Source organism: Bacillus sp. DX3.1, from assembly GCF_030292155.1.
Classification (GTDB): Bacteria; Bacillota; Bacilli; order Bacillales; family Bacillaceae_G; genus Bacillus_A.
Genome location: NZ_CP128159.1, coordinates 112535 through 135549, shown reverse-complemented (window position 1 = coordinate 135549; position 23015 = coordinate 112535). Strand labels below are relative to the sequence as shown.

Sequence of the window (23015 nt, the reverse complement as noted above, 5' to 3'; positions counted from 1 at the left end):
AGCACTACTGTAACAAGAACTTTTACGATACTATACCGTAAAAAATCATAAATAGTAGAATTTAGAAATGGAAAATAAGGCATCATGGAGATATATTACCTACAAATAATCAGAAACTAAAACACGCATTTCTACATAAAAAATGAAACAAAATGATTCGTTTTAAAACATATTTATTCAATGACTAAATTCCTTATCTATCCACTAGATTTCCACAATTTTATATTATTCATCCCCAATGTATTCACAGAAATAGCTATATACTCCACATAATTCAGTTATTCCACATTACTCACATGAAACTTGATGAATTTGAGTAGATGAGGCCATAGAATCCTTATATTACAACAATATTGGTATGATTATATTCACATTGGATCATATCTATATACATATCCACTATATATAAATTTTTCTTTCTGATTTTTTGTAGAAAAAAGATCCTCTTTGAGCACCTGTTTGGAAGAAGGAAAGGAATGCTCTGTGGAAACAGAAGTGTTAGAATAAATCATTTGTATAATAGTGCATAAAAAAAGACTCTATTTTCAATAGAGTCTAGTAAACTGTCATATTAGTGGATTCCACTAGAAGGTCTTTAATTTATAGCGTCAGCACGAATAGCCCTCTACTTTTGATTTTTTCAAAAATAGAGAGCTGCATATAGTTAATTTGCTTCCATTATTTCTAGTACCTGTTCAGCGGTGGATACCTGGATACCAGAGCGTATTAACCGTTCAAAGGTGCGCGTAAATGTAAGCAGATTAAAACTGTCCGGTACTTCAATGACACGAAGCTTTTCTTTCGGTAATGTATCAATCTTTTCAATGAACCATTCACGAACATCACTAGGAATGGAACGTTCTTTATGACCTCTTGCTTTGAGAAGTTCACGCATTTCAATTTCTAAAGCAACATAAGCATGTAGATTGGTACTTTGTTCATAGGCGTACTTTCTAAATAGTGTTTCTTCTTGATACTTTAGATAATTACGGTGATAGGATTCTTCCGTAACTGGTACTGCGAACTTTTGTTTAAGGAGTTCGTGAGTCTTTCTGAACAAGCTCTTGATACTTCGAAGTGAATACATCGAGAAGTGTAATCCAAAATCGAATACGGCTTGTTCTTTTTGTTCTTTCGGAACATGTTGTGTAATAAGAGGATAAATTCCTTCTTTAGCTGCCGTATCAAGAATTTGATATTGTGATGTTTGATTTAATAATTTTTTAAGAGTGTAAACAAGTTTAGCTGGATATTCTTCATTGCGATCTACCATGTCACGTAAGCCACGAACTACGCTACGAATTTGTCGATGGCATGTATATTTCAGTATATGAATGAATTTATTCATGTCTCGCGCAAACTCACCAATGTTCATCTCTTGTAGGACCGACTCGATAAAACGAGCTTTACGAGCATAAGTAACTTTTGGTACAAATGGATCACGATACTGTACTTCTCCTGCTTCTTTGGCACATAAGAAGTCGTTATGTAAGGATACATATAATGTTGTGTATCTTTTTTTGTTCTTAACCCCTTTTTCTAGTTTGCAAATTTTGAAAAGGGGAGTACCTGTACATGATAGTGCAGTTGTGATTTCTGTCATGACTGTGCGAATTTGATGCGGATATTTCTTATGTAAAAAGCGATACATCCCGCCAAAGTGAGTTTTGTTTCCTCTTTCATCTTGTTTATCTAAGGAACGTTTAAGTGTAGTCTCTGAATGTTGTTGCATCGCAATGTCCAGGAATAGTTTCTTAGCTGCAACTGACATTTCAAAGAATTCCTTTGTAAATACAACTGGACTAATGTAGACATAAGAGTTTGCCTTTTCTGTCTCTGGATTCATAAAATCAGTCAACTTAATCGTATATCGACCATCTAACTCATCTTCAATAGAGATAATGTTATGTAGGCTCAATTTCTTTAAAGCTATATAGAATTGAGAATGTTGTATGTATGCTAATTCTTCTTTATATTGCTTATAATCTTCCCAAAGCATATGTACAGTTACATTTGGGATGACACCATTTGTATAGCACTTCTTATGTAAGTATAGGAATACTTCAAGATCTGCGTTTGTAATACCATACAATTTATGTTTTCTCCCCATTACTTGTGTAACAGTAGAAATGGTTCGGCGTGAAAAAGATGGTTTCGCTTGTGTCACAAAGCCGTCTACATCCACAATACGTTCCTCATATGTCATATGATCGAGAATATCCCCAAGATATGTATCTTTATAGCTATAGTATTTCCCTTCAAAAGCTTCAACAAGTTTTTGCCAAGATTTTAATGTGACTAAAACAGCATTGGTAGATTGTCCATTTAAGCTACGTTGATTACGAATAATAAATGACTTTCCCATCTTTTTCACCTCCTATATATAAATTCAGAAATATATGTCAAAATACTATAAAATATACCAATTTGTATTATATCAAATCGAAAGTTGATGAAAGTTGCTCCTTTAAGGGGAATTTTTAAAAGATGAAACACTCGATAAAACCAGGTATGACAAGGGTTTCAAGATTTTCGCAAAAAAACTTTGTGTCAAGGATATGGCAAAAAGTGTTTCATGTATTAATTGTATAAAGTCATTAGTGAAACAACAGTAAAATCATTGATATATAAGGGGTTTATGAGATATTTTGAGATTTTCAGGTCAAGGATATGGCAAAAGTGTTTCATGTTTATGTATAAGTAGTTTATTATGATAAAATCCGTCAAATATAGATGAATGGAGGGTTACTAAGAATATAGTAAGAAATTTAGGTCAAGGATATGGCAAAAGAAATTTTGTGATTCAAAATTTAAAAGGTCAAGGATATGGCAAAAGTGTTTCATATTTTACATGGTGGCGGAGAAATGAAAAAATAGGATGAAATCCTTGGTACAGAAGGAAATATTGGTGTTTTTTATGTGTTTTATGGTCAAGGATATGGCAAAAACGCTTCATAATGCTTTATTTTTTCTATTTGTATAACTTGCTTTAAACCGTTGATATATATAGGTTTAGGACATATTAAAAAAATTTTCCGAGTATGTACGTGAGAAGAGAAAAATTAGCTAATGTTTCATGTTTTGTTTTTTAGGTCAAGGATATGGTAAGGATGTTTCAAGTTATTCGTTTCAAATGGATATGAAACATTTTAAATCGTATATGGTACAAGGGTTACTAATGTAAAGAGCGGTATAGTCTACAATATAAAGAAGTGTTAAGGGGAAAATAGCGTTTCATATTTATTGAATAGGTTCACTATAGGGGAAAAGTGTTTCATATGTTCATTCTTTAGATCAATTGCTGATGTATTGGGGAGTAATGTATAATAAATGTTATTTCGTTTATAAAACCAAAGATAAAAGTGCTTCATTACTTTTGTAAATATAAATGTGCCCGAAAAATAACGAGATTTCTATACATTTAGTAGATTAAATTGTGGTGTATTGGGAAGTAAAGTATAGAAAGGAAGGAGTGACCAAATGGAAAAGTTAACACAAATGTTCACAGATGCTTTATTAATATCTGAGCCACTGTACGGGACTAATAAAGTAATTTGGGATAAATGGACTTCTTTTAGTGCAGACGTAGAAAAAGATAATAGTAAGGTTGTAACGTCGCAATATGTTTCACCCTCCTTGTCAGCTTTAGTATCATGGCTTAGTAAAAAGAATGATGAAGGAATCACTTCGCTACAAGTTGCTATTAAGTTGAACCAGTATAAGGACGAAATTCATTCGGTACTTGAAAGATATTTAGAAGAAGAGTTTCAAAATATTATTAATGATAAATCAAATGTTGAACCAGTATCCATTTTAGAAAAAAATGAAGATGAAACAGACGATAAAGATTATTTTGAAGTCAATAATTCAGCTGTTTATTTCAAATTACGTGATGGAATTTCAAAAAATCATTTTGAAGATACTTCAAATATGGGGATAAAATCATATCCACTTGAAACGAAGGATAGTAATGCAGTAGCTCAACTTTCTTCTCATCGAGATGAAGATTTAAAGCTTACCAAAGCAAATGAAGCATCCCGGTGGAATACTTTAGTTAATGATGTAATGAGTAATATGGATGATTTGACGGCAGATGTATTAGACTCAATCACTATACAATGGTTAGCACAAGCCAAGTCACCAGATGAATTTATCGAATTTTCCTATGAGCAAGTATTGGACATGTGTAATGTCCCAAAAAAGAAAGTAAGTAAAGGGGAATACTATAGACCCGAAGATAAAATTAAGGTTGCTCAACGAATTGCTGCTTTAGCGAGTATTTTCATATATTTAAATGATGAAAATGAAGTAGTGGTTTTAAATGATGAAAATGAGCACGATGAGCAATATAAAGTAAGAAGAGAAGTAATCAAAAGATTGTTTGTATTAGATTCTGTTGTACTATGGAGACACAGTACAACGAATGAATATATGGGAATCGAATCCTGTCGTATCAAACCTGGAAGCTTTTTATCTAGTTATTTATATGGCTCAAGTAATACGACAGCCTTATTATCAAAAAAGGCACTAGAGTATAACAGTTACCGACATAAATACCATAAACGTTTAATTCGCTATTTAACATGGCAATGGAGAATACGTCAGATATATTCAACTTTAAAGCGGCCTTATTCTATTGGAGGGGATAACGGATTATTAGCTGTTATGGCAGTCCCACTAAAATGGAAACCGAGTCGAATTCGAGAGCATCTAGAGAATATTCTCACTGATTTGGAACGGGAAAACGTAGTTTCTAAGTGGGAGTATACAAGTGAATTAGATGAGAAACGTTTAAATAAGAAGAATTGGTTTAAGGATTATTGGATGAATTTGAATATTACTATTTTTCCACCAGAAGAATTAATTAAATCTATGTACAATTTGCCAAAGAAAAAAACTTTAGAAAGCAATGATGAAACAGCTTTAGAATATGTTGAAAAAAACGAAGGTGTTATTGATATGCCACAAGTGAAAAGGAGTCAAGAGACTCACATATTTGATGAAGAAGTAGTTCGAGAAAAAATACTAAAACGGCATAATATTGACAACATTAGTATACGTGAATTAGCAAAAGAAATTAAAATTTCGGCTCCTACATTATCTAGATTTTGTAACAAGCAAACAAAGCGCCTATCGGCTAATGCAGTTGAAAAAATGTCCAAGTGGTATGAGAGACAAGTAATAATAGAAAAAATGTAACCTATTTTTATATCTAAAAATAGGTTACATTTTTTCTGTATGAGATAATCGGTTCTGGTACAAAAACTACTTCCTAGAAGCATTGGGTGTCTTTTCTTTATTTTCTCAATACAATATTTAAATATTACATGATAAAATTTAAATGTTAGCTTCCCTATGTTGTACAAGATATTTACCAACTAAGAAGGCACTCGTTTTGAGTGCCTTTTATCATTTAGAGATACGTCTTTTATTTAAATACATAACTAAACATATAATCCATGCCAAATTAAAAATAATGATACTTACAATAGCCTCAGGCGAGAGGGCTTCTTCTGAAGTTTCATTGTCTTCCAAAATTGCTAATGATTGTTCTTCTTGAGAATCGCTTTCTTCAATTGTATTTTCATCAGCAAATCCAGTTTCTTCATAAGCGCTATTATATGATTCTTCTTCATAATCAGTAGCTAATTCTTCTGGTTCCTCACGTCTTTCTGTTACATGACGTTCCATTTCTAACAATCTTTCTCTTCGCGCTTCTTTTTCTCTTTTAAAGGTGTCTATATAATACTGAGACGCTTCAGGTGAAATGCGATTTTGTTTTTGTAATTCTTTTATACGATTCATATTATCGTTATATACTTTTTGAAGATCAATGTTAGCGGTTTTCGCTCGATTCACTTTATCTTGAGAGATAACTGGTACAGATTTTTTAACTTCAGTGCTGTTCGATGGAGTCGGGAAATTGTATGTAGAATAGAATTTTTCACTTTGTATTTCCATATCTTTTAATGATTGTTGTATGTCCTTATCTAAAGATTTCATATATGGGTCATCATGTACGTGATACTGACCTGTGCTAAAACCGTTTTCTGCACAATTTATCCGGCACGTATGACCTCCGTTACTGTCAGTCCTTCCAGAATGAGAAAAAACAGTGTTAACATCGATACACGCGAAACACAAAAGCAAGCTTAACATTCTTAAACACTTCATTCCTTCACCCCTCCTTTAACACATCCCTACCAGCATTATACAAAATAAACGTTCACCGTATCATAATCTGTATAAAATAAAAAAAGCCCCATCGCTAAGTGGATTTCAAAAGTGGAACACTTTGTATGATCTACTTCATCCTTTACTAGCAAAACAGTAAAATCTCATTTCCCTATAGCTATAGTGGAAAGTATCTATACTAAACATTAGGAATTTTCCGTATTAATATTCTCAATTTACTGTATATTCAATTAATGTTAAACTATTAGTGTAGTAAGAATTTGTCAGAACCATGTCCCCAAGTCAAGGTTTTGAAATAGCCATCTCAATACGCGAGAACAAAACAAAAAGCCGATTTCCTGTATGCTAAGGAAAAATCGGCTTTTTGCTGTTAACTCGTTTTTGGAATAACGAGATGTAACAACTCCTTCCCTCCTATGAAGAAGGCGACTCAATATGTGAAGTGAAAAAGAGGGCCTACTCATAGTTGAGCAGACCCTCTTATTTATTTTGCGTCAATTATGTCTATAAACTTAAAGGCATTCTTATTATAAAATGCATTGGTACATACCACTGTTTGGTTTATAGGATTTATGTGAATCACGATCATATAATTAGTGAGTACATGGCCATTTTCATAATATGTAATCAGTATTTCTTCTTTGGATAGTAATGAACTTAACAATGTCCCCTCGATTATATCCTTTGCGTCTTGAGTTAATATCGGGCGTGGCACTTTCGTTTTTTCTTCGATAAGCTTTCGGTTCTGGTGCAAATATATGAAGAACACGGATAATAGTAGATTTCTAGCGGAATCGTATTTTATGCTATAAGTCCAAACACTTGGTGGATGAACTCTTTTTGATTTTGGACAGACTGATTGATATTATCCCCTTAAGGTAGACAGTGTAAAAAGACCATGAATAAACATGGATGTTACACTTTTACTTGGAGGGGATTTTATTATGGTTAAAAAAGGGGATAAATTTCAAACTTATTCAGATGAATTAAAGATACAAGTTGTAAAAAGTTATTTAAATGGTGAGGGCAGCCAAACAGCTATAGCTAAGAAATATAAGCTGAAAAGTAGAACACAGTTAATGAATTGGATCTGGAGATATCAAGAAACAGGCGATATTTCAGACTTGCGGGGAAACAACGGCGGCAATAACGGCTTAAAAAACCTCTTGAAAGGTCGTCCTCGTACGAAATTCGATAGTGTGGAAGAAGAATTGGAATACTACAAGGCGCAGGTGGCTTATTTAAAAAAGCAGTATCCAAATCTATAGGAGGTGTTCTTGCTCAAACGGCTAAGTACGAGATTATTGAAGAACTACGTTCTCGATACAAAGTAACCTGGCTGGTCGTCATTGCGCAGTTAAATCGATCTAGCTACTATAAGTGGCGCTCAACATGTACGCAAAGACAATTACGCCTTTCAAAGGATCATACATTGCGTGAACAGATTCAAGCCATTCACATAAAACACAAGGAATACGGTTATCCTCGCATGAAAATTGCCTTACTAGAGGCTGGATTTTTAGTGAACCACAAAAAAGTATGTAGACTTATGCGAGAACTTCAAATTCAATCAATCATCCGTAAAAAGCGACGCTTTTTTAACGGGAAATCCTCAAAGGTTTTTCCGAATGTAGTAGAACAACAATTCCGAAACCGCAAACCAAATGAGGTACTTGTCACAGATATCACTTATTTGCCATTCAAAGATAAATTTCTCTATTTATCGGTCGTTCAAGACATTTATAACAATGAAATCGTTGCTTGGAAACTCTCACATCGCAATGATTTACAACTTGTCCTAAAAACGTTAGATTTAGCAGCACAAAAAAGAGATGTGTATGGAACCATCATCCACTCAGATCAAGGATTCCAATATACATCTCATGCTTATTACCATACGCTTCAACAGCTAGGCGCCATCGGCAGCCACTCCCGCAAAGGAAACTGCCATGACAATGCTTGCATTGAATCATTCTTCTCTCATTTTAAATCTGAAATGTTTTATCTTAATTATTATCAAACAAAGGAAGAACTAATTCAAGCTATTGAAACATACATCTATCATTACAACTACAAACGATTCCAAAAAAGGCTTAACCATCGAGCTCCGATTGAATATCGAATCTCGATGGCTGCATAGTCTTTTTTTACAGCTGTCTACTTGACGGGGGTAAGACCAGATTCCGTAAATCAATCTGTCCCTTTTTTATCATATGCATGGCTTCAACGCCACTCAATATAGAGTTTGCTGTTTTAAATGATTTGAACCCCAACATAGAACGCACACGTTTTTTAATAAAACGATGATCTTGTTCCACTATATTATTGAGATATCTAACTTGCCTTAGCTTTATGCCTTCAGGCATATGTTTCTCTTCTTTCAACGCTCGAATTGCTATAGGATAGGCAGGGTTCTTATCTACTGTTATCACGCGAGGTTTAGAAACGTACGAAAAAGCCAAGGCTTTCTTGAAAAAGCGCTTAGCTGCTTGTCTATCTCTTGATTTACTTAGATAAAAATCAATGGTATTCCCTTCTGAATCAACAGCACGATATAAATACACCCATTGCCCTTTCACTTTAATATAGGTTTCATCGACTCTCCATGAATCATTTGTTGATTTAAGATGATGTCGTACTTTTTCTTCTAATTGAAGTCCATATTGATGAACCCAGCGCATAATGGTTGTGTGAGCAATGGATAATCCTCTTTCCTCCATCATTTCCACCAAGTTACGAAAGCTCAAATTGTACCGTAGGTACCACCTTACTGTTAATAAAATTAGTTCAGGCTGATAGTGCTTCCATTTGAACAAATTTTCTTTTTCCATACCGATCACACACCTTTATTTAGAGTAATACTATCAGTATGTCCAAGTTTAGGAGATTACTTGCAAGAGCTTTAGAGTTTTTGCACCAGAACCGTTTGTACTCCATACTCAATGATACGATTAATAAATAAATCTATTTGTTTCAAATTGTTTTTGAATTTCAACACGCCCCATCGAAATGTCGCAGCTCAAACATAGCTTACGAAATGCTTTTAAACGAATGTCATCTTTTAATAAATCAAATCGTTCCAAATAGGATTCTAGATCAAAGCACTTGTGTTCTTCAGATATCTCTTCAGCTTCCTCTTCTTGTATTCCTTCACTTCTCTGTTCGATTTCTTCTATATCTAATTCATCATAACCATTTTCAAGCAATATATCTTTTACCGCTAAGCGAAAAGATTCTTGAATAATTGAGTCCAGCATGATTGCTGAGACATGATTGGAATGCCCCACGTTCACTAGTGCTTTAACAGTGGATTGAACCAGGTTGATGTAATTTTCAGCATTAAACTCCCCTTGCACGATTGCTTGGCTTTGCTCTTCTTGGACATTGATAGCTAATACAAAGTCTCCTGTAGATTCTTGAACGAGTCCTTCTTTATCAGACACTTTTACTTGTACATTTCCCATTATCTGTTCGCCCCTCATTATAAACGTATGGATGCTATGACCCTATACTTAAATATAACGTTGATTTTTACGTTATGAAAGGATTTGTCAAAAAATAATAAAAACTTGGTTGGTCTTTTTTTATGGACAAATTCGAAAATGAAAATAAAAGCCATATTCATTTATTGTAGGTGGAATTTAAAAAGGAAGGTGACATGGATGGGTCAATATCAAATGCTGTATAGCACCCCTTATCTATATTCTTCAAACACGCTCCGTCAAATGTATAAAGGGACAAAAAAGGAAGATGACATTTGTGCAATACAAGAGCACATGCTACGTCATGAGGTATACCTGGACCGACAATACCGAGGTTACTATTATTTAAGTCAAAAAATTGAAGAGGATCTGTATGGTGATGAACATGCTTTGTCCTGGAATGAGTTACTGGATGAATATCAACTTTATAGGGATCGTAAAGGGAATTTGTCTATTAAACCGAAAGGATGGTGAACATGACAATCATTGGAGAATTAGGGGTTGTTTATGGTGTGACCGGAGCTTCAGTTTTGGGGATTAAATTACTGAAAAAGAAAGGTCTTTACCTTCCAGGATGGTTGCTACGTGCGGGTCTCAAATGCTTGTTGATTGGGAGTGTTTGGTACGTTCTAATGGATATACTAGATGTGTTTCTACGTTAGTATTACATCTGGTAGTTGAAAGTGATTATAATAGCGCATCTTAAACGTTTTTTTCTAAGCTTCCATACAGGCTCAACTACCTTAAGGAGGTATGGAGGGAATGTTGTCACTTTTATTAATTCCAGCAACCTTTATAACTGTAGCTTATTTTTATCACAGTAACGGAATGAGTGATAAGAAAAAAATCACAACGTTTTTTGAAATTGCAAAGATATGTGTTCAACATAAAGGTGAATTACAATACCCCATTTTTATAAAAGAAGTAGAAGATGACATAAGTATGAATTATGTTTACAAGTTACCGCTCGGTGTACCTAGTCAACTTATCCAAAAGTTAGCTGAAGTATTAGAAGAAGGCCTATATAAACCTGTTAAAATATCGTTTCATCAAAGAGAGCTTCATATTCGAGTATTTAACCAACAAATACCTGAAATGTGGAATTGGTCTAAGGATCTATTAAAAGAGCATACATGGAGAGTTATGATGGGGAAAGCGTTAGATAAATACGTATATCATGATTTCGAGAAAACGCCACATATGTGCGTAAGTGGAATGACTCGTTTTGGAAAGACAGTATTCTTAAAAAATGTGATGACTAGTTTGACTTTGCAACAACCTCAATATGTGAAGTTTTTTATTATTGACCTGAAGGAAGGATTAGAATTTAGTCCTTACAAGGATCTGTCTCAAGTAGTAGAAGTAGCTGAAAATCCAGAACAGGCGTTAGAAATGTTGGCTAAAGTACGTGAGAAAATGGTTAGACAAATTGAGGTAATGAAAAATTCCTACTTTACTAATATCATAGACACATCAATTAGAGAACGTTGCTTCATCATAGTAGATGAAGGAGCAAATCTTTGTCCAACGCAAGGTTTACCTAAAAAACAACGGGATTTATTATTTATGTGCCAGGAGATGTTATCTGAAATCGCAAGAATCGGGGGTGGTTTAGGATTTCGGCTCATATTTTGTACGCAATATCCAACCTCTGATACATTGCCAAGGCAAATCAAACAAAATGCTGATGCAAAGCTAGGTTTTCGATTACCAACAGCGGTTGCGTCACAAGTTGCTTTGGATGAACCAGGTCTTGAGGATCTGCCTTCCCTTCCAGGAAGAGCATTATTTAAGACAGATCGTACAGAAGAAATTCAGGTACCTTATTTAAAGGACATGGACATGTGGGAGTTGCTGAAGCAATATAAGGTGGTGAAGCAAAATGAGGCATCAAACACTCAAACAGAAAGCGAGACAAATCGAGATTTTATCCACTTTGAGTAAGTTAGATTTTGCAACTAGGAGGCAATTACAAGCCATCCATTGTCTAGGGAGTATCCGAAATGCAAATCGTGTATTAAAGGATCTACATTCATATTGTCACATTACAAAAATGGCTCGTGAACACGTATATTATTTAAATAAAAAGGGACGGGATTTATTAGGCATTACAAAGGAAGTAAAGAAAAGTAATCAATTACAGCACATATTAATGCGAAACGAAAGCTGGATGTGGCTTGGATTTCCAGAATGGAAAACAGAAAGACCTATCGAGTTTTCAATCAATGGTCAACGGTATCAGATCATTCCTGACGCAACGTATTTTGAGGATAATGTCCCTCATTTTATTGAAATAGATCGTATGCAACATATGAAGGCAAACGAACATAAAATACAGTTATATGGCCATATAACAAATATCTATAAAAGACAGAATGCTATTGTTCCAGTAATTATCTTTTTCACATTATCAGACTATCGACAATCAAAGTTAGAGCAATACGCTATAAAGCAAAATTTGTTTATGAGAACATTTGTGATGGAAGATGTTTTTAGTTAATTTAAGCCCAAAAATCAGTAGAATCTATGCTTTTTCCGGTTAATTTTCTTAAAGCTTTTATAATACGATTTGAATTCTTAGTTGTCGGTGATACGCTGTCCAAACTACACAATCGACTGACAGTAGAACGAGTTACACCACTTTTTGAAGATAGTTCTTCTTGTGTAATCTTGTGCTTATCTAAAAAACGCCCTAAAGCTGATCTAGGTTTAGAATACCAATTCATCAAATTCACTTCCTTATGTTTTTTACTTATAGCCTGTCCAATAATCCCATTTTTTAAAAGTCACTGAAAACAGGAATTTTATTAATAATTGAGCATAGTATTGAATAAGAAGTAAAGACAAAAAAATATGTAATAATTTTGTGGAATCTAGCATTCATAGTAATAGCTACAAGTTGCTGATACACTAGCCTAATGGCAACTTGTTGCAAACGGTATTCCTACAAAATAAAAAGCTTGAATCCATTGATACAAAAGGGTTTAAGCTTTTCTTAATTTCTGAAGTAATGAAAACGAGTTTAATAAATTAAGAGATAGTATATGGTTCAGTGGTCGAATTTTGAAGAATTATATATAATTTCACGTACCATAAAGATAATAAAAAAACATTTTCTAAAGGATTGTATAATGCGAAGCAAAAGGCTTATAATAAGAACAAACGTTCTGTTTTTGGAGGGTAAAGTGATGTTCGATTACTCAAAATGTATGAATCGAATGATATTCTGTATCGACCTTTGTTCATTTTTTGCTAGTTGTGCTTGTGTTATGCGAGGACTAGATCCATTAAAAGTGAAATTAGCTGTTGTTGGAGATGTAAATCGAAATGGATCTATTGTATTGGCTGCCACTCCTGAACTGAAGAAATTAGGGATTTCTACAGCAACTAGATTATACGAAATACCAAGAGACCCAAATATCATTATTGTAAATGCAACAATGAAAAGGTTTGTTGAAATTTCAAATCAAATCACAGAAATTTATACGAAGTATGTAGCTTTAGAGGATCTGCATGTTTACTCAATAGATGAGTGCTTTCTAGACATGCAACAAACAGCTCATCTTTTCGGACGTGATCCAATTGTAATTGCTAAAAGGATTCAAAAAGAGATATATAATACAACTGGCATAACCGCATCAATCGGAATAGCACCTAACCTATTCCTCTCAAAAGTTGCTTTAGATGTGGAAAGTAAACATTCAAACTCTAGGATTGCAGTGTGGACATACAAAGATGTTTCAAAGAAATTATGGAATATCAAACCACTTCAAAAGGTATGGGGAATCGGATCAGCCACTCAGGAAGCTTTACATGGGATGGGACTGTTTTCCTTAAAGGATGTTGCCAAAACTCCCAAAGAGCACTTAATAAAGCGTTTTGGCAAAGTCAAAGGTGAAGAGCTATATCGTTTTGCCTATGGCATTGATGAAAGCCGTATTGCTAATAAATACATTCCTAAAAGTACCTCCATAACAAAAGGGCAAATCTTATTAGAAGATTGCTTTAGTCTAAATAAATTAAAATTACTCATTTTAGAACAGATTGAGGAAACTTGTTTTCGTCTACGTTCTATGGATAAATGTTGTAGAACGGTTGAGCTTGCAATAGGCTATAGCAAATATATTGGTGGAGGATTTAAGCGAGCCATTACGCTGGATCAATCCACATGTTTAACTGAAGATGTTTATGAAGCCTGCTTAGAGTTATTAAAGAAATTTCATAGTGGTCATCCAGTGAGACAAATACATATAACTTTAAAGAATTTGACCAGAGATGATGCAATTCAAATGTCATTGTTTGATGATACTTCAAGAAAAGATGCTCAAAGGAAATTAGCAAAAACAATGGATGGTATCCGGCATAAGTTCGGTAAAAATTCAATTATGAGAGGTGTTAGCTACATTAAAGGGGCTACTCAAAGGGAAAGAAACGGGAAAATAGGTGGTCATAAGGCATAAGGAGGAATACAAGTCATGATTGATCGAGGTATGATGAGATGGGCACCATTTTCAGCAATAAAAGAACAATTTGAAGGATTAAATGAAATATATGATAAACAAAATGAAATACCAATGCCTATTTTAGATGAGCAACAATTAGAAGAAATAAATGATGTTGTGTGTGGGGCAATGTCTGAAAATCTAGAAGTAACCATCTCCTACTCTAAACATAATAAAATTCATTTTGAAACAGGGAATATTCATTATTATGATACATCTCGAAATGAGTTAAGAGTTATTGATAAGCAGGATAAGGTGCTATACATAAACATCAATTATATTACAGATATAAAATATACATAAATTGAAAAATAGGATAGGTAGCTATATTGAAACGAACAGGTGAGGATGTAATTGGACTGATTGGTGCATTGCTAGGATTTCTATGTTCATTAGTCATTTTGTTTCTAGGAAGACTAGCTGACGAAATGGGACGGATGGAAGGTGCTGAAAAAGCTCTTACCATTGGATGTATGGGAATATTATTTTCTATTTTAGGATTTTTTGGATTCATAAAAGCCAAAAGTTCATTTAAAGAGGCTGGATTTTTAATGATTGCATCTGCAATAGGTTTATTTGTCTGTGTACATCAAATTACCTTTTATTCATTCCCTTGCCTGGCACTTTTACTTAGTGGATTAAATAATATTTTTGGCAAGAAATGATAAGAGACATATTATGTTTTAGTATCAAGGAAATCTCGAATTTTTCCATGATAACTCCTTCAGACCCTAGATATCCCTTCCTTAATTTATTTAACACTTAAAATACAGTAAGCACCTAGGGTATAGATCGGTGGAAATAAGAGAAGAGGACAATATATATTCCCCCTCTCTTGCTTTACGTTTGTGAGTGGATTCAAAAACAATCAATTGTTGCCGTAGCCGTAAAGTGATTGGTATTCTCCTATGTGAAATATTCTAATTTTGCATTGGGAAAGAATTTCTCCATATAAGAATAAAGATAATTTTTTATATCTTCTTCTTCTTCTTTTTGATAAATGTATTTTCCAATGCCATATTTCCCCCATTTATATCTTCTTTTCTCTTCATCTAATTCTAATTTTGTCATGGGATAATTTTTTTCAATTACTCGTTTGGCAGGCTTTGTAAATCGATGTTGAATAAATTCAAATGTGATATCATCACGTGCATCAAGTGGTAATTCAGCATCAAGACGTTCAAACATATGATAGTACCCATCCTGCCAACCTTCATGCAGATAAATAGGGGCCACAATGAACCCAAGTGGATATCCGGCTCTTGCTACTTTTCCAGCGGCCTCAATCCGTTTTGCTAGGGGAGAGGTGCCGGGCTCAAAATTTTTAATAACATAGTCAGCGTTTACACTAAACCGAAATCTTGTTTTCCCGTTATGTTTTGCATCAAGTAAATGATCTACATGATGAAACTTAGTAACAAACCTCAATTTTCCATACTCAGATTCTCCAAAATGCTCTATTGCGTGCTTAAGAGTATGAGTTAAGTGATCAATCCCTACAATATCAGATGTACAGGATGCTTCAAATCTTGTCAGTTTAGGTGCTCGTTCCTCGATATATTTGTCAGCAGCCTCAAGAATTTCGGCCACATTTACATAAGTACGGATATATGGTTTACTTCCCATCGTTGTTTGTAAATAGCAATAATGACAATGGCCCATACACCCTGTTGCAAAGGGAATAGCATACTCAGCTGAAGGCTTTGAGGTATCAAATTTTAGTGTCTTTCTCACACCAACGACAAGAGTAGATTTTGCTACCCTATACTTTTGAAAATCATTTTCTCCTGGGAGATCTCTCACTTGGTTATGTGAGGTGGTATACCGAATTTCTACATCCATTTTTTTGAATTTTTCTTGAAGTTCTCTTCCTAACGGATAATCTAATGCATTTGGTTCAAAGTATACTAGCTTAGGTATAAATGGATTATTCATTCTAATATCCCCTCTAAATCATCTCCATAATAGTAATTGTAAGCTTGATTTGCCTCTTCTTCTGTAGAATAAACAGCCATTTCATTTGATAATGGATAATAAGTTTCATAAAGAAATAAAGCTAATTCATTTGGATTTTCAGGGTTATTTACAACGGCTGCTGCTTGTATATTTGCTACATCCTGGGTGTGGGGGTTTCGGTAAAAAACATAGACAATATCTCCAGCATGATAAGTTTTGCCTTCGTTAAACAGTTCCATTCCATCACCTTTTCTTTTATAAAATCTATTGGGTACAGTTATTCATTATTAAATTTTTATCTTTAGTGCCTAAAATTATGTCTTCTTTATTATGGAAAAGCTTTTAGCTAATTGATTTAACCCATGTGGGACATACTTCGTTGCAAATCAATAGATTTAATTCAATTCTTTCTTTTGGTGTTCTTTTTTTCAACAATGGGCAATTAAAAATGTTTTAGACTATAGAAAATTGATGTAATTATAATATTTTTTCAAGAAATTTTAGATTTAAAGAGAACATCTTGCATATACATGTTATAAGTTTTTTTGTGAGATTTGGTTATCTAAGAAGGGAGAGATATTTTGAAGAAAGTACTATTATTTGGAGATCCAGGTATTGATGATTCCTTAGCTATCATATATGGTCTGTTAAATCCTAAGATTGAAATTGTTGGAATTGTTACGAGTTATGGAAATGTTACCAAAGAACAAACCACTAGAAATGCTGTTTATCTTTTGCAATTAGCTGGACGAAAAGATATTCCTGTTATAAGCGGCGCTACTTTACCATTCTTTAATGGGTTTACTGCTTATTATCCAGAAATACATGGTGAGGAAGGGCTTGGGCCTATTCAGCCACCAGAAAGTGTAGCATCTATTCCCATTCATGACTTTAGTCTAATCCCATCAATTGTTGAAAAGTACAAGGGAGAACTAACAATTGTTGATGTAGGTAGATCTACCTCTCTCGCAATTGCTTTAAACCTTTGGAAAGAAATGATGCAGAGTATAAAAGAAGTATATATTATGTCTGGGGTATTTCTACAACCTGGAAATGTCACACCCGCAGCAGAGGCAAATGCATATGGAGATCCAGTCTCAACTCAATTTGTAATTAATCAATCAAAAAATTTAACAATGATTCCTTTAAATATAACGAATTCAGCTATTTTGCTTCCAAGCCAAGTAAATTACATTGTGGAACAGACAAATATCCCATTTAAATCGTTAATTAAACCAATCTATGATTATTATTACAGTGCTTATAAAAAATTAAATCCAAGCATTAAAGGAGCACCTTTACACGATGTTGTTGCAATGAGTGCATTGGCCAATCCCGAATTTTTTCAATACATGTACCGTAAAGTAGAAGTAGATGTAAAATCTTTTAGAGGACAAACTGTTGCTGATTTTCGTCCAGGTGCAAAAACTACAGGGGTGCGGATTGGGTTGAAAATCAATCAAAAAGAATTTATTAAGGATTTTATTGATACAATGATAAGTACGGGAAGACATTAATTAAAAGAATCCACTTGGATTCTTTTATATATATATCATTTAATTTATACATAAGGAAAAACATTTAATTAATTGATATAATTTATTGTTGTTTTAGTAACCATTCTTCAATTACTTTAACCGTTTCCTCACGTTGAGCTTTTGACGTAATTAAACTAGCATTATCCCCTTTTTGCTTACCATACATACCAAAGTTAGCATGATTACCACTTTTTATCATGTGCATGGTTGCATTCTTTGACATTAACTTCTCTCGATTTTTTATTTTTTCTACAGTTGCTAAACCGTCTATTTCACCATAAATTGATAACATTGGAATCAATTTAGTAGAGAAATCATCTGCAGGATAAGAAGCTAAGAAAATGATACCGTCTACCTTTTTTTCATGGTTAAAAGCATAACTAGAAATCATGGAACCACCCATTGAATGTCCAGCAACATACCATTTTTCAATTTTAGGATATCTTTTAATAATGGTTTTAACGTCATTTGTCCCAAGTATTGCCAAGTTTAATGGTAGTTCTGGAATTACAACAAAATAACCTTCTTTTTCAAGTTCATATCCAATATAACTATATGATTCTTTTTCTACTTTCGCTCCCTGGTAAAAAATAATACCGATTTTAGCCTCTTTCTTTCCATAAATAAGATTTTCTTTATCTTTTTGTTCTACTAATGACCAAGCTTCTTTCGTTGGTGTGTAAGTAAATTGCGACCAAGTAATAAAGAAAATTGTTCCTATAGATATTATACTGAGGGTTCTGTTGCAAAGTTTTTTTACACATAGAGATATGGGAAGATTGTGGTCAAATTTTATGAAACCGTTAATAAATTCTGTAATTCGTTATACGCCGAAAAGACGGAGTCTGATTGAAGACTTCGTCTTTGTTTGTATATGGCATGAAGCGTTTCTATCCCTTTTATCGTACGTGAGGCATGACGAAGACTTTGAAATCCTAAGGAACGAGCGAAACGGCGCTTCACGTGTCGATGATCTTGCTCAATGAGATTATTGAGATATTTTGTTGTACGATGAAAGGTATTTTTGTAAAAGTCTATCCTCTGTAATTTTTTAAATGCGCAAATTAAAGAAGGAGCCTTATCTGTAGTCAGAACCGTTGGTTCTCCATAAGTTCGAACCAGTCTTTTCATAAAAGCATATGCCGCTTGTGTATCTCTCTTTTTACGCAGTTGAATATCAAGCGTTTGCCCCTCTTTGTCAATGGCACGATATAAATAACACCATTTTCCTTTGACTTTAATATAGGTTTCATCCAAACGCCAAGATAACTGTACCGTTTTGTTTTTCTTTTTCCAAATTTGATACATCAGATTGCCATATTCATGTACCCAGCGCATAATCGTTGTGGGATGAACTGAAATACCACGTTCCTTCAGAATTTCAGACACATCACGATAGCTTAGAGAAAAACGACAATAGTAGCCAACGGCTACTAAAATGATATCTTTCTTAAACTGTTTTCCTTTAAAATATCTCATCTTGTCGTGCTCCTACTCATTTTTTCTAAAATGTAACGTGGTTTAGAGAACTTTGCAACAGAACCATACTGAGTATAGAATATATGGTTCTGGTGCAAAAACGATTACGTAGATAATCCAACATGAATGTTATATTTTTATGTAAATGAGTTGTTCGGGAATTAGTATAAAAATCCATATTTTTATACTTTGTAAAGATTGAATGTTCGTAATTAATCTCATATTTTTGTGTGTATTTTGACAGCATTCGAGGTTTGCACCAGAGCCGTCTACTTCCTACAACCCACATATCCCCAGAGCGAAGATGATTACATAATTCTGAAAAGACACCGAACTCATAGTAATGACGATCAATACCATTTTCTTTAATCACATGCTTGAACCATTTAGATTTAAGAAAATCCATCGGGGCTGTTTCAGGGATTTTTCGTTTTCCTGTTAGATTGATTTCTTTCAACATCTCTAGAGCCTGAAATAAAGTATTGCTCGCCTTAGAGGTTTTAAATACATAAGTTCTTAATAATCTGGGTGCAAACTTCCGAAAATGTCCATAGTGATTATCTAGTAGTTCTAAATAATCAAATTCTGCTGGTCTAGCTAATTCTTCTGCCTGTTCTACTGATTGTACAAATTGTTCCCATGAAATGATAGATTGTAAAGATTCAAAAGGGTCTTGTTCTAATTCTTTTGCTTCAATTAAAGCCTTTCCAATTTTTGCGTACAAACGAACTTTTTCGTTAATCGCTTTTCCATCCTTTTGAAAATGTTCCTTATGTATCTTTTCTCCACGATTAAACATTCTACCCATTAGCTTCTCAAGCATCTCTATTCCTTGATCTGTTAAAAAAGCATAAATATGAATGAGAAAGGCCATAAGAGTCGCATGTCGTTTGCGTTCATGAAACCTAGATAAATGTTGATTAGAATAACGTGAGCCTTCACGTGCCATCTGTAGCAATCGATTCTGATGCACTTCTCTTCCGTTATCTAAAGGTAGAATTAAATTTTGGATAAACTCTATTCGATCCATAATCTTGTGAAAATTTTTAACAGAAACAACACCTGGAGGTTGTCGGAGCCATGATAAATACGAATACTTGTATCCTTTTCCTACACTTAATAACTTGTCTAGTTGCTTACATTGAGAAGAAGTAAGATTTCTTGTTAATTGTTTGAAAATCCTTCTATGTGCTCGTTCACGTACAGCCCATGCTAAATGTTCAACTGCATATACCGCTGGAAGAATAATTTTTCTTTTTCTCATTTCTATAATAAGAGCTTCCACCAAAAGGTGCCCTTTATCCGTTTTCATTGCAATAGGAAGAAGCCAACGTGCTAATTCTCGATAGTCTTTCAAAGTAAATGTCCGAAATCCTAATGCACTTCTAATTTTAATTAGATGTTCTTGACGAGTTGTATCCCGCCCGCGTGCGTAATTTTTTATAGCTGAAGGTGAAATTCCTAGTTGTATAGCAATTGTATGTACAATAAAATTTGGAACTTTTTCATTTGCAGATAAGGGACGTCCTGGAAAACGTAAATAAGCGATTTGTATTGCAAAACCTAATCTATTAGCGGCTCCACGTTGTTTATTTATAATTTGTAATTCTTCATCAGATATTGTGTAATAGCGTAAAATTTCTCTCTCGTCCATATATTCAGGAATTCCATAGAAGCTTTCTCTTTGTGATGTAGTAAGAAGTTCTCTTGTTTTCAATTTTTTATCCCCTTTTCTACATTATTTTTTATAGAATACAAGGCTAAGCATCTAAAAAGGTAGAAGGCGTATCAGGAAGTGAAAAAGCTGGATTGAATAAATATATTTAAAAAGAAGAAACACAGAGATTTGTTACTTCTGTGTTTCTTCTAGTTTTCTTTGATTGATTGCTCGATAGAGAGAACCTTGGGATATTTCAGTTCCTTCTACAATTTCTTTAATGGAATATTCTTTACTATCATACATACGTAATGCAATCGAGAGCTTTTCTTTTTCTAATTTTGGCCTACCTAACTTTTTGCCACGCTTTTTACTTGCTTCCAATCCTTCTTTGACCCGTTCTGCAATTAAGTTTCTTTCTAATTCTGCGATAACACACATCATTTGCAACATGGCTTTACCTGTAGGCGTTCCTGTATCCATATTCTCCTTCAATGATAGGAATTGAATCCCTGTTTCTTCGAATTGTTGAATAATACTTAAGATGTCTAGTGTTTTGCGCCCTAAACGTGAAATACTTTCAACTACAACAGTATCTCCTTTTCTTATCACATCAAACAATTTTGTAAGACCCTGTCTTTCTCGAATTGTTCCAGTAAATTTTTCTTGAATGATTTTTTCGCATCCGTATTCAGTAAGTAAATGAACCTGACGGTCTAGGCTTTGATCAAAAGTAGACACACGGGCATAACCAATAATCATCTGTTTCCTCCTGTACAATCATATAATTTCATTGTACCGAAGGTTCATTTATTGTAAAGGTATTTTGTAATACTTTTGGTAACTATTTTTTGTAACTTAAAAACCTTTATAAATAAGGAAATATGAATGAGATGGGAGACGTTACAAAAATTATGGTTTTTGGTAAAGAGATTATAATTGTTTTTTATGAATTTGGAAAAATTTTTAGATGTGGCGGTTCATTCACCGAATCTTTCATATACCCCTATAAAGTGCTGTCTTCAAATGAAACATAAAAAGTTTCAAAAACCTTATGTTTTTGAGACTGAATAGGTGCGTCGCTTACATTGTACCTTCTTTTGACATCAAAAATAAAAAGCACTTCATTAAACAGAAGCACTTAAAAAGTTTCTGAGAGTGAACGAAATAAGTAAAATTCTCTTTTTTCATTGTCACCCCTTATGTTTGAACAGATTTTTCTGTGCTAACAGATCGTTGTTTCCTCATGAACATAAGTAACATAAATGCAGTTATTATCGAACGATAAATATGAAATGACACTGTTAATTCACACCTAGATGCAAAACCTTTCCCTTGAAATACAGGCGTAATTTCAAGCTCTGGTATATCAATAATATGCATATATTCTCCAACAACTCCGACAACCATTCCTTTTGTTGACCACGCAAATCCTGTTACGATTCCAGTACTAGCTGGGTTCTGTTGCAAAGTTTCCGAAGACATAAAGAGATGGGGAATATTGCGGACCAGTTTTATGAAACTATTAATAATTCATGTAATGCGTTATACGTCGAAAAAACGAAGTTTGGTTGAAGACTTCGCTTTTGTTTGTATATGGCATGAACAGTTTCTATACCTTTAATAGTACGTGAGGCATGGCGAAGACTTTGAAAGCCTAAGGAACGGGAAAATCGACGTTTCACATGTCGATGATCTTGCTCGATGATATTATTGAGGTACTTTATTGTACGATGAAAGGTATTTTTGTAAAGACCTATCTCCTTTAATTTTTTGAATGCGGAAGCTAAAGAAGGAGCCTTATCTGTCGTCAGAACCGTTGGTTCTCCAAAAGTTCGAGCGAGTCTTTTCATAAAAGCATATGCTGCTTGTTTGTCTCGTTTTTGACGAAGTTGAATATCAAGTGTTTGTCCCTCTTTATCAATTGCTCGATATAAATAACACCACTTTCCTTTAATTTTGATATAGGTTTCATCCAAACGCCAAGATAACAATGTGTTTTTGTTTTTCTTCTTCCAAATTTGATAGATAAGATTTCCATATTCATGAACCCAGCGCATGATAGTTGTTGGATGAATAGAAATACCACGTTCTTTGAGAATTTCAGACACATCGCGATAGCTTAAAGAAAAACGACAATAGTAGCCAACGGCTACCAAGATAATATCTTTCTCGAACTGTTTTCCTTTAAAATATCCCATTTGTT

Annotated in this window: 23 protein-coding genes and 2 pseudogenes; 11 read left to right on the top strand and 14 right to left on the bottom strand. The window is 33.9% G+C overall.

All coding sequences use genetic code 11. The annotated features are described in order from the left end of the window. Positions 1-664: 664 nt before the first annotated feature. Entirely contained in the window at positions 665-2365 is a 1701-nt protein-coding gene (locus QRE67_RS26750) for a hypothetical protein (RefSeq protein ID WP_286125448.1), read from the bottom strand. Positions 2366-3480: 1115 nt separating this feature from the next. Here QRE67_RS26750 and QRE67_RS26745 point away from each other — a divergent pair. Next, the gene (locus QRE67_RS26745) at positions 3481-5199 is read left to right on the top strand and encodes a helix-turn-helix domain-containing protein (protein ID WP_286125447.1); all 1719 of its coding nucleotides are present in this window, start codon (positions 3481-3483) and stop codon (positions 5197-5199) included. Positions 5200-5409: 210 nt separating this feature from the next. On the opposite strand, the gene QRE67_RS26740 is transcribed toward QRE67_RS26745, so the two are convergent. Together QRE67_RS26740 and QRE67_RS26735 are read right to left on the bottom strand one after the other, a co-directional pair. Next, complete coding sequence (locus tag QRE67_RS26740) at positions 5410-6174, bottom strand: YHYH domain-containing protein (protein WP_286125446.1); 765 nt, start codon at positions 6172-6174, stop codon at positions 5410-5412. A gap of 505 nt (positions 6175-6679) precedes the next feature. Next, on the bottom strand, positions 6680-6964 hold the full coding sequence (locus QRE67_RS26735; protein ID WP_286125445.1) for a YolD-like family protein: 285 nt from the start codon (positions 6962-6964) through the stop codon (positions 6680-6682). Positions 6965-7139: 175 nt separating this feature from the next. On the opposite strand from QRE67_RS26735, the gene QRE67_RS26730 reads away from it, so the two are divergent. Then, positions 7140-7463: a helix-turn-helix domain-containing protein gene (locus tag QRE67_RS26730; protein ID WP_286125444.1), complete on the top strand. Its 324-nt coding sequence runs from the start codon at positions 7140-7142 to the stop codon at positions 7461-7463. Beyond that, positions 7406-8335: an IS3 family transposase gene (locus QRE67_RS26725; RefSeq protein WP_353507092.1), complete on the top strand. Its 930-nt coding sequence runs from the start codon at positions 7406-7408 to the stop codon at positions 8333-8335. The genes QRE67_RS26730 and QRE67_RS26725 overlap by 58 nt, the downstream gene beginning before the upstream one ends. A gap of 7 nt (positions 8336-8342) precedes the next feature. Here the strand turns inward: QRE67_RS26725 and QRE67_RS26720 are convergent, their stop codons facing one another. Together QRE67_RS26720 and QRE67_RS26715 are read right to left on the bottom strand one after the other, a co-directional pair. Further along, positions 8343-9026 carry an IS6 family transposase gene (locus tag QRE67_RS26720; RefSeq protein ID WP_286125443.1) on the bottom strand — a complete coding sequence of 228 codons (684 nt, stop codon included), beginning with the start codon at positions 9024-9026 and terminating at the stop codon, positions 8343-8345. A 120-nt stretch (positions 9027-9146) separates the two neighbouring features. Continuing rightward, positions 9147-9659 carry a hypothetical protein gene (locus tag QRE67_RS26715; RefSeq protein WP_286125442.1) on the bottom strand — a complete coding sequence of 171 codons (513 nt, stop codon included), beginning with the start codon at positions 9657-9659 and terminating at the stop codon, positions 9147-9149. A gap of 198 nt (positions 9660-9857) precedes the next feature. Here QRE67_RS26715 and QRE67_RS26710 point away from each other — a divergent pair, with 198 nt between their 5' ends. From QRE67_RS26710 to QRE67_RS26695, 4 genes are all read left to right on the top strand, one after another. After that, on the top strand, positions 9858-10151 hold the full coding sequence (locus QRE67_RS26710) for a hypothetical protein (protein WP_286125441.1): 294 nt from the start codon (positions 9858-9860) through the stop codon (positions 10149-10151). Positions 10152-10153: 2 nt separating this feature from the next. Next, complete coding sequence (locus QRE67_RS26705) at positions 10154-10339, top strand: hypothetical protein (protein ID WP_042891009.1); 186 nt, start codon at positions 10154-10156, stop codon at positions 10337-10339. 100 nt (positions 10340-10439) lie between these two features. Continuing rightward, positions 10440-11621 (top strand): FtsK/SpoIIIE domain-containing protein, encoded by a 1182-nt coding sequence (locus tag QRE67_RS26700; protein ID WP_286125440.1) that lies wholly within the window; start codon positions 10440-10442, stop codon positions 11619-11621. Next, positions 11560-12177 (top strand): replication-relaxation family protein, encoded by a 618-nt coding sequence (locus QRE67_RS26695; protein ID WP_286125439.1) that lies wholly within the window; start codon positions 11560-11562, stop codon positions 12175-12177. Before QRE67_RS26700 ends, QRE67_RS26695 begins: the two co-directional genes overlap by 62 nt. Position 12178: 1 nt before the next feature. On the opposite strand, the gene QRE67_RS26690 is transcribed toward QRE67_RS26695, so the two are convergent. Next, positions 12179-12403: a helix-turn-helix domain-containing protein gene (locus tag QRE67_RS26690; RefSeq protein ID WP_025151367.1), complete on the bottom strand. Its 225-nt coding sequence runs from the start codon at positions 12401-12403 to the stop codon at positions 12179-12181. A gap of 462 nt (positions 12404-12865) precedes the next feature. Here QRE67_RS26690 and QRE67_RS26685 point away from each other — a divergent pair, with 462 nt between their 5' ends. Genes QRE67_RS26685 through QRE67_RS26675 form a run of 3 tightly spaced genes read left to right on the top strand, consistent with a single transcriptional unit; the run spans position 12866 to position 14844 of the window. Beyond that, positions 12866-14137 carry a Y-family DNA polymerase gene (locus QRE67_RS26685; RefSeq protein WP_286125438.1) on the top strand — a complete coding sequence of 424 codons (1272 nt, stop codon included), beginning with the start codon at positions 12866-12868 and terminating at the stop codon, positions 14135-14137. 15 nt (positions 14138-14152) lie between these two features. Continuing rightward, positions 14153-14482 (top strand): YolD-like family protein, encoded by a 330-nt coding sequence (locus tag QRE67_RS26680; RefSeq protein ID WP_286125437.1) that lies wholly within the window; start codon positions 14153-14155, stop codon positions 14480-14482. Between the two features lie 26 nt (positions 14483-14508). Beyond that, positions 14509-14844, top strand: coding sequence for a hypothetical protein (locus tag QRE67_RS26675; RefSeq protein ID WP_286125436.1), 336 nt, complete (start codon positions 14509-14511; stop codon positions 14842-14844). 241 nt (positions 14845-15085) lie between these two features. Here QRE67_RS26675 and splB read toward each other — a convergent pair whose 3' ends face one another. Then, positions 15086-16114 carry a spore photoproduct lyase gene (splB, locus tag QRE67_RS26670; protein ID WP_286125435.1) on the bottom strand — a complete coding sequence of 343 codons (1029 nt, stop codon included), beginning with the start codon at positions 16112-16114 and terminating at the stop codon, positions 15086-15088. After that, a complete protein-coding gene (locus tag QRE67_RS26665; protein WP_286125434.1) occupies positions 16111-16374 on the bottom strand; it encodes a transcriptional regulator SplA domain-containing protein in 264 nt (87 codons plus the stop codon). The genes splB and QRE67_RS26665 overlap by 4 nt, the downstream gene beginning before the upstream one ends. A 342-nt stretch (positions 16375-16716) precedes the next feature. Here QRE67_RS26665 and QRE67_RS26660 point away from each other — a divergent pair, with 342 nt between their 5' ends. Beyond that, positions 16717-17652, top strand: a complete 936-nt coding sequence (locus tag QRE67_RS26660; protein WP_286125433.1) for a nucleoside hydrolase — start codon at positions 16717-16719, stop codon at positions 17650-17652. 82 nt (positions 17653-17734) lie between these two features. Here the strand turns inward: QRE67_RS26660 and QRE67_RS26655 are convergent, their stop codons facing one another. From QRE67_RS26655 to QRE67_RS26630, 6 genes and pseudogenes are all read right to left on the bottom strand, one after another. After that, on the bottom strand, positions 17735-18445 hold the full coding sequence (locus QRE67_RS26655) for an alpha/beta hydrolase (protein ID WP_286125572.1): 711 nt from the start codon (positions 18443-18445) through the stop codon (positions 17735-17737). A 20-nt stretch (positions 18446-18465) separates the two neighbouring features. Then, positions 18466-19152 (bottom strand): IS6 family transposase, encoded by a 687-nt coding sequence (locus QRE67_RS26650; RefSeq protein WP_286123491.1) that lies wholly within the window; start codon positions 19150-19152, stop codon positions 18466-18468. A gap of 264 nt (positions 19153-19416) precedes the next feature. Next, positions 19417-20869: pseudogene (locus QRE67_RS26645) on the bottom strand (DUF4158 domain-containing protein); the annotation flags it as partial. Positions 20870-21001: 132 nt separating this feature from the next. Beyond that, the gene (locus QRE67_RS26640) at positions 21002-21571 is read right to left on the bottom strand and encodes a recombinase family protein (protein WP_286125432.1); all 570 of its coding nucleotides are present in this window, start codon (positions 21569-21571) and stop codon (positions 21002-21004) included. A 438-nt stretch (positions 21572-22009) separates the two neighbouring features. Beyond that, positions 22010-22264, bottom strand: a pseudogene (locus tag QRE67_RS26635) (DUF2953 domain-containing protein); the annotation flags it as partial. Between the two features lie 59 nt (positions 22265-22323). Further along, a complete protein-coding gene (locus QRE67_RS26630; protein WP_098929416.1) occupies positions 22324-23010 on the bottom strand; it encodes an IS6 family transposase in 687 nt (228 codons plus the stop codon). Positions 23011-23015: the final 5 nt, after the last annotated feature.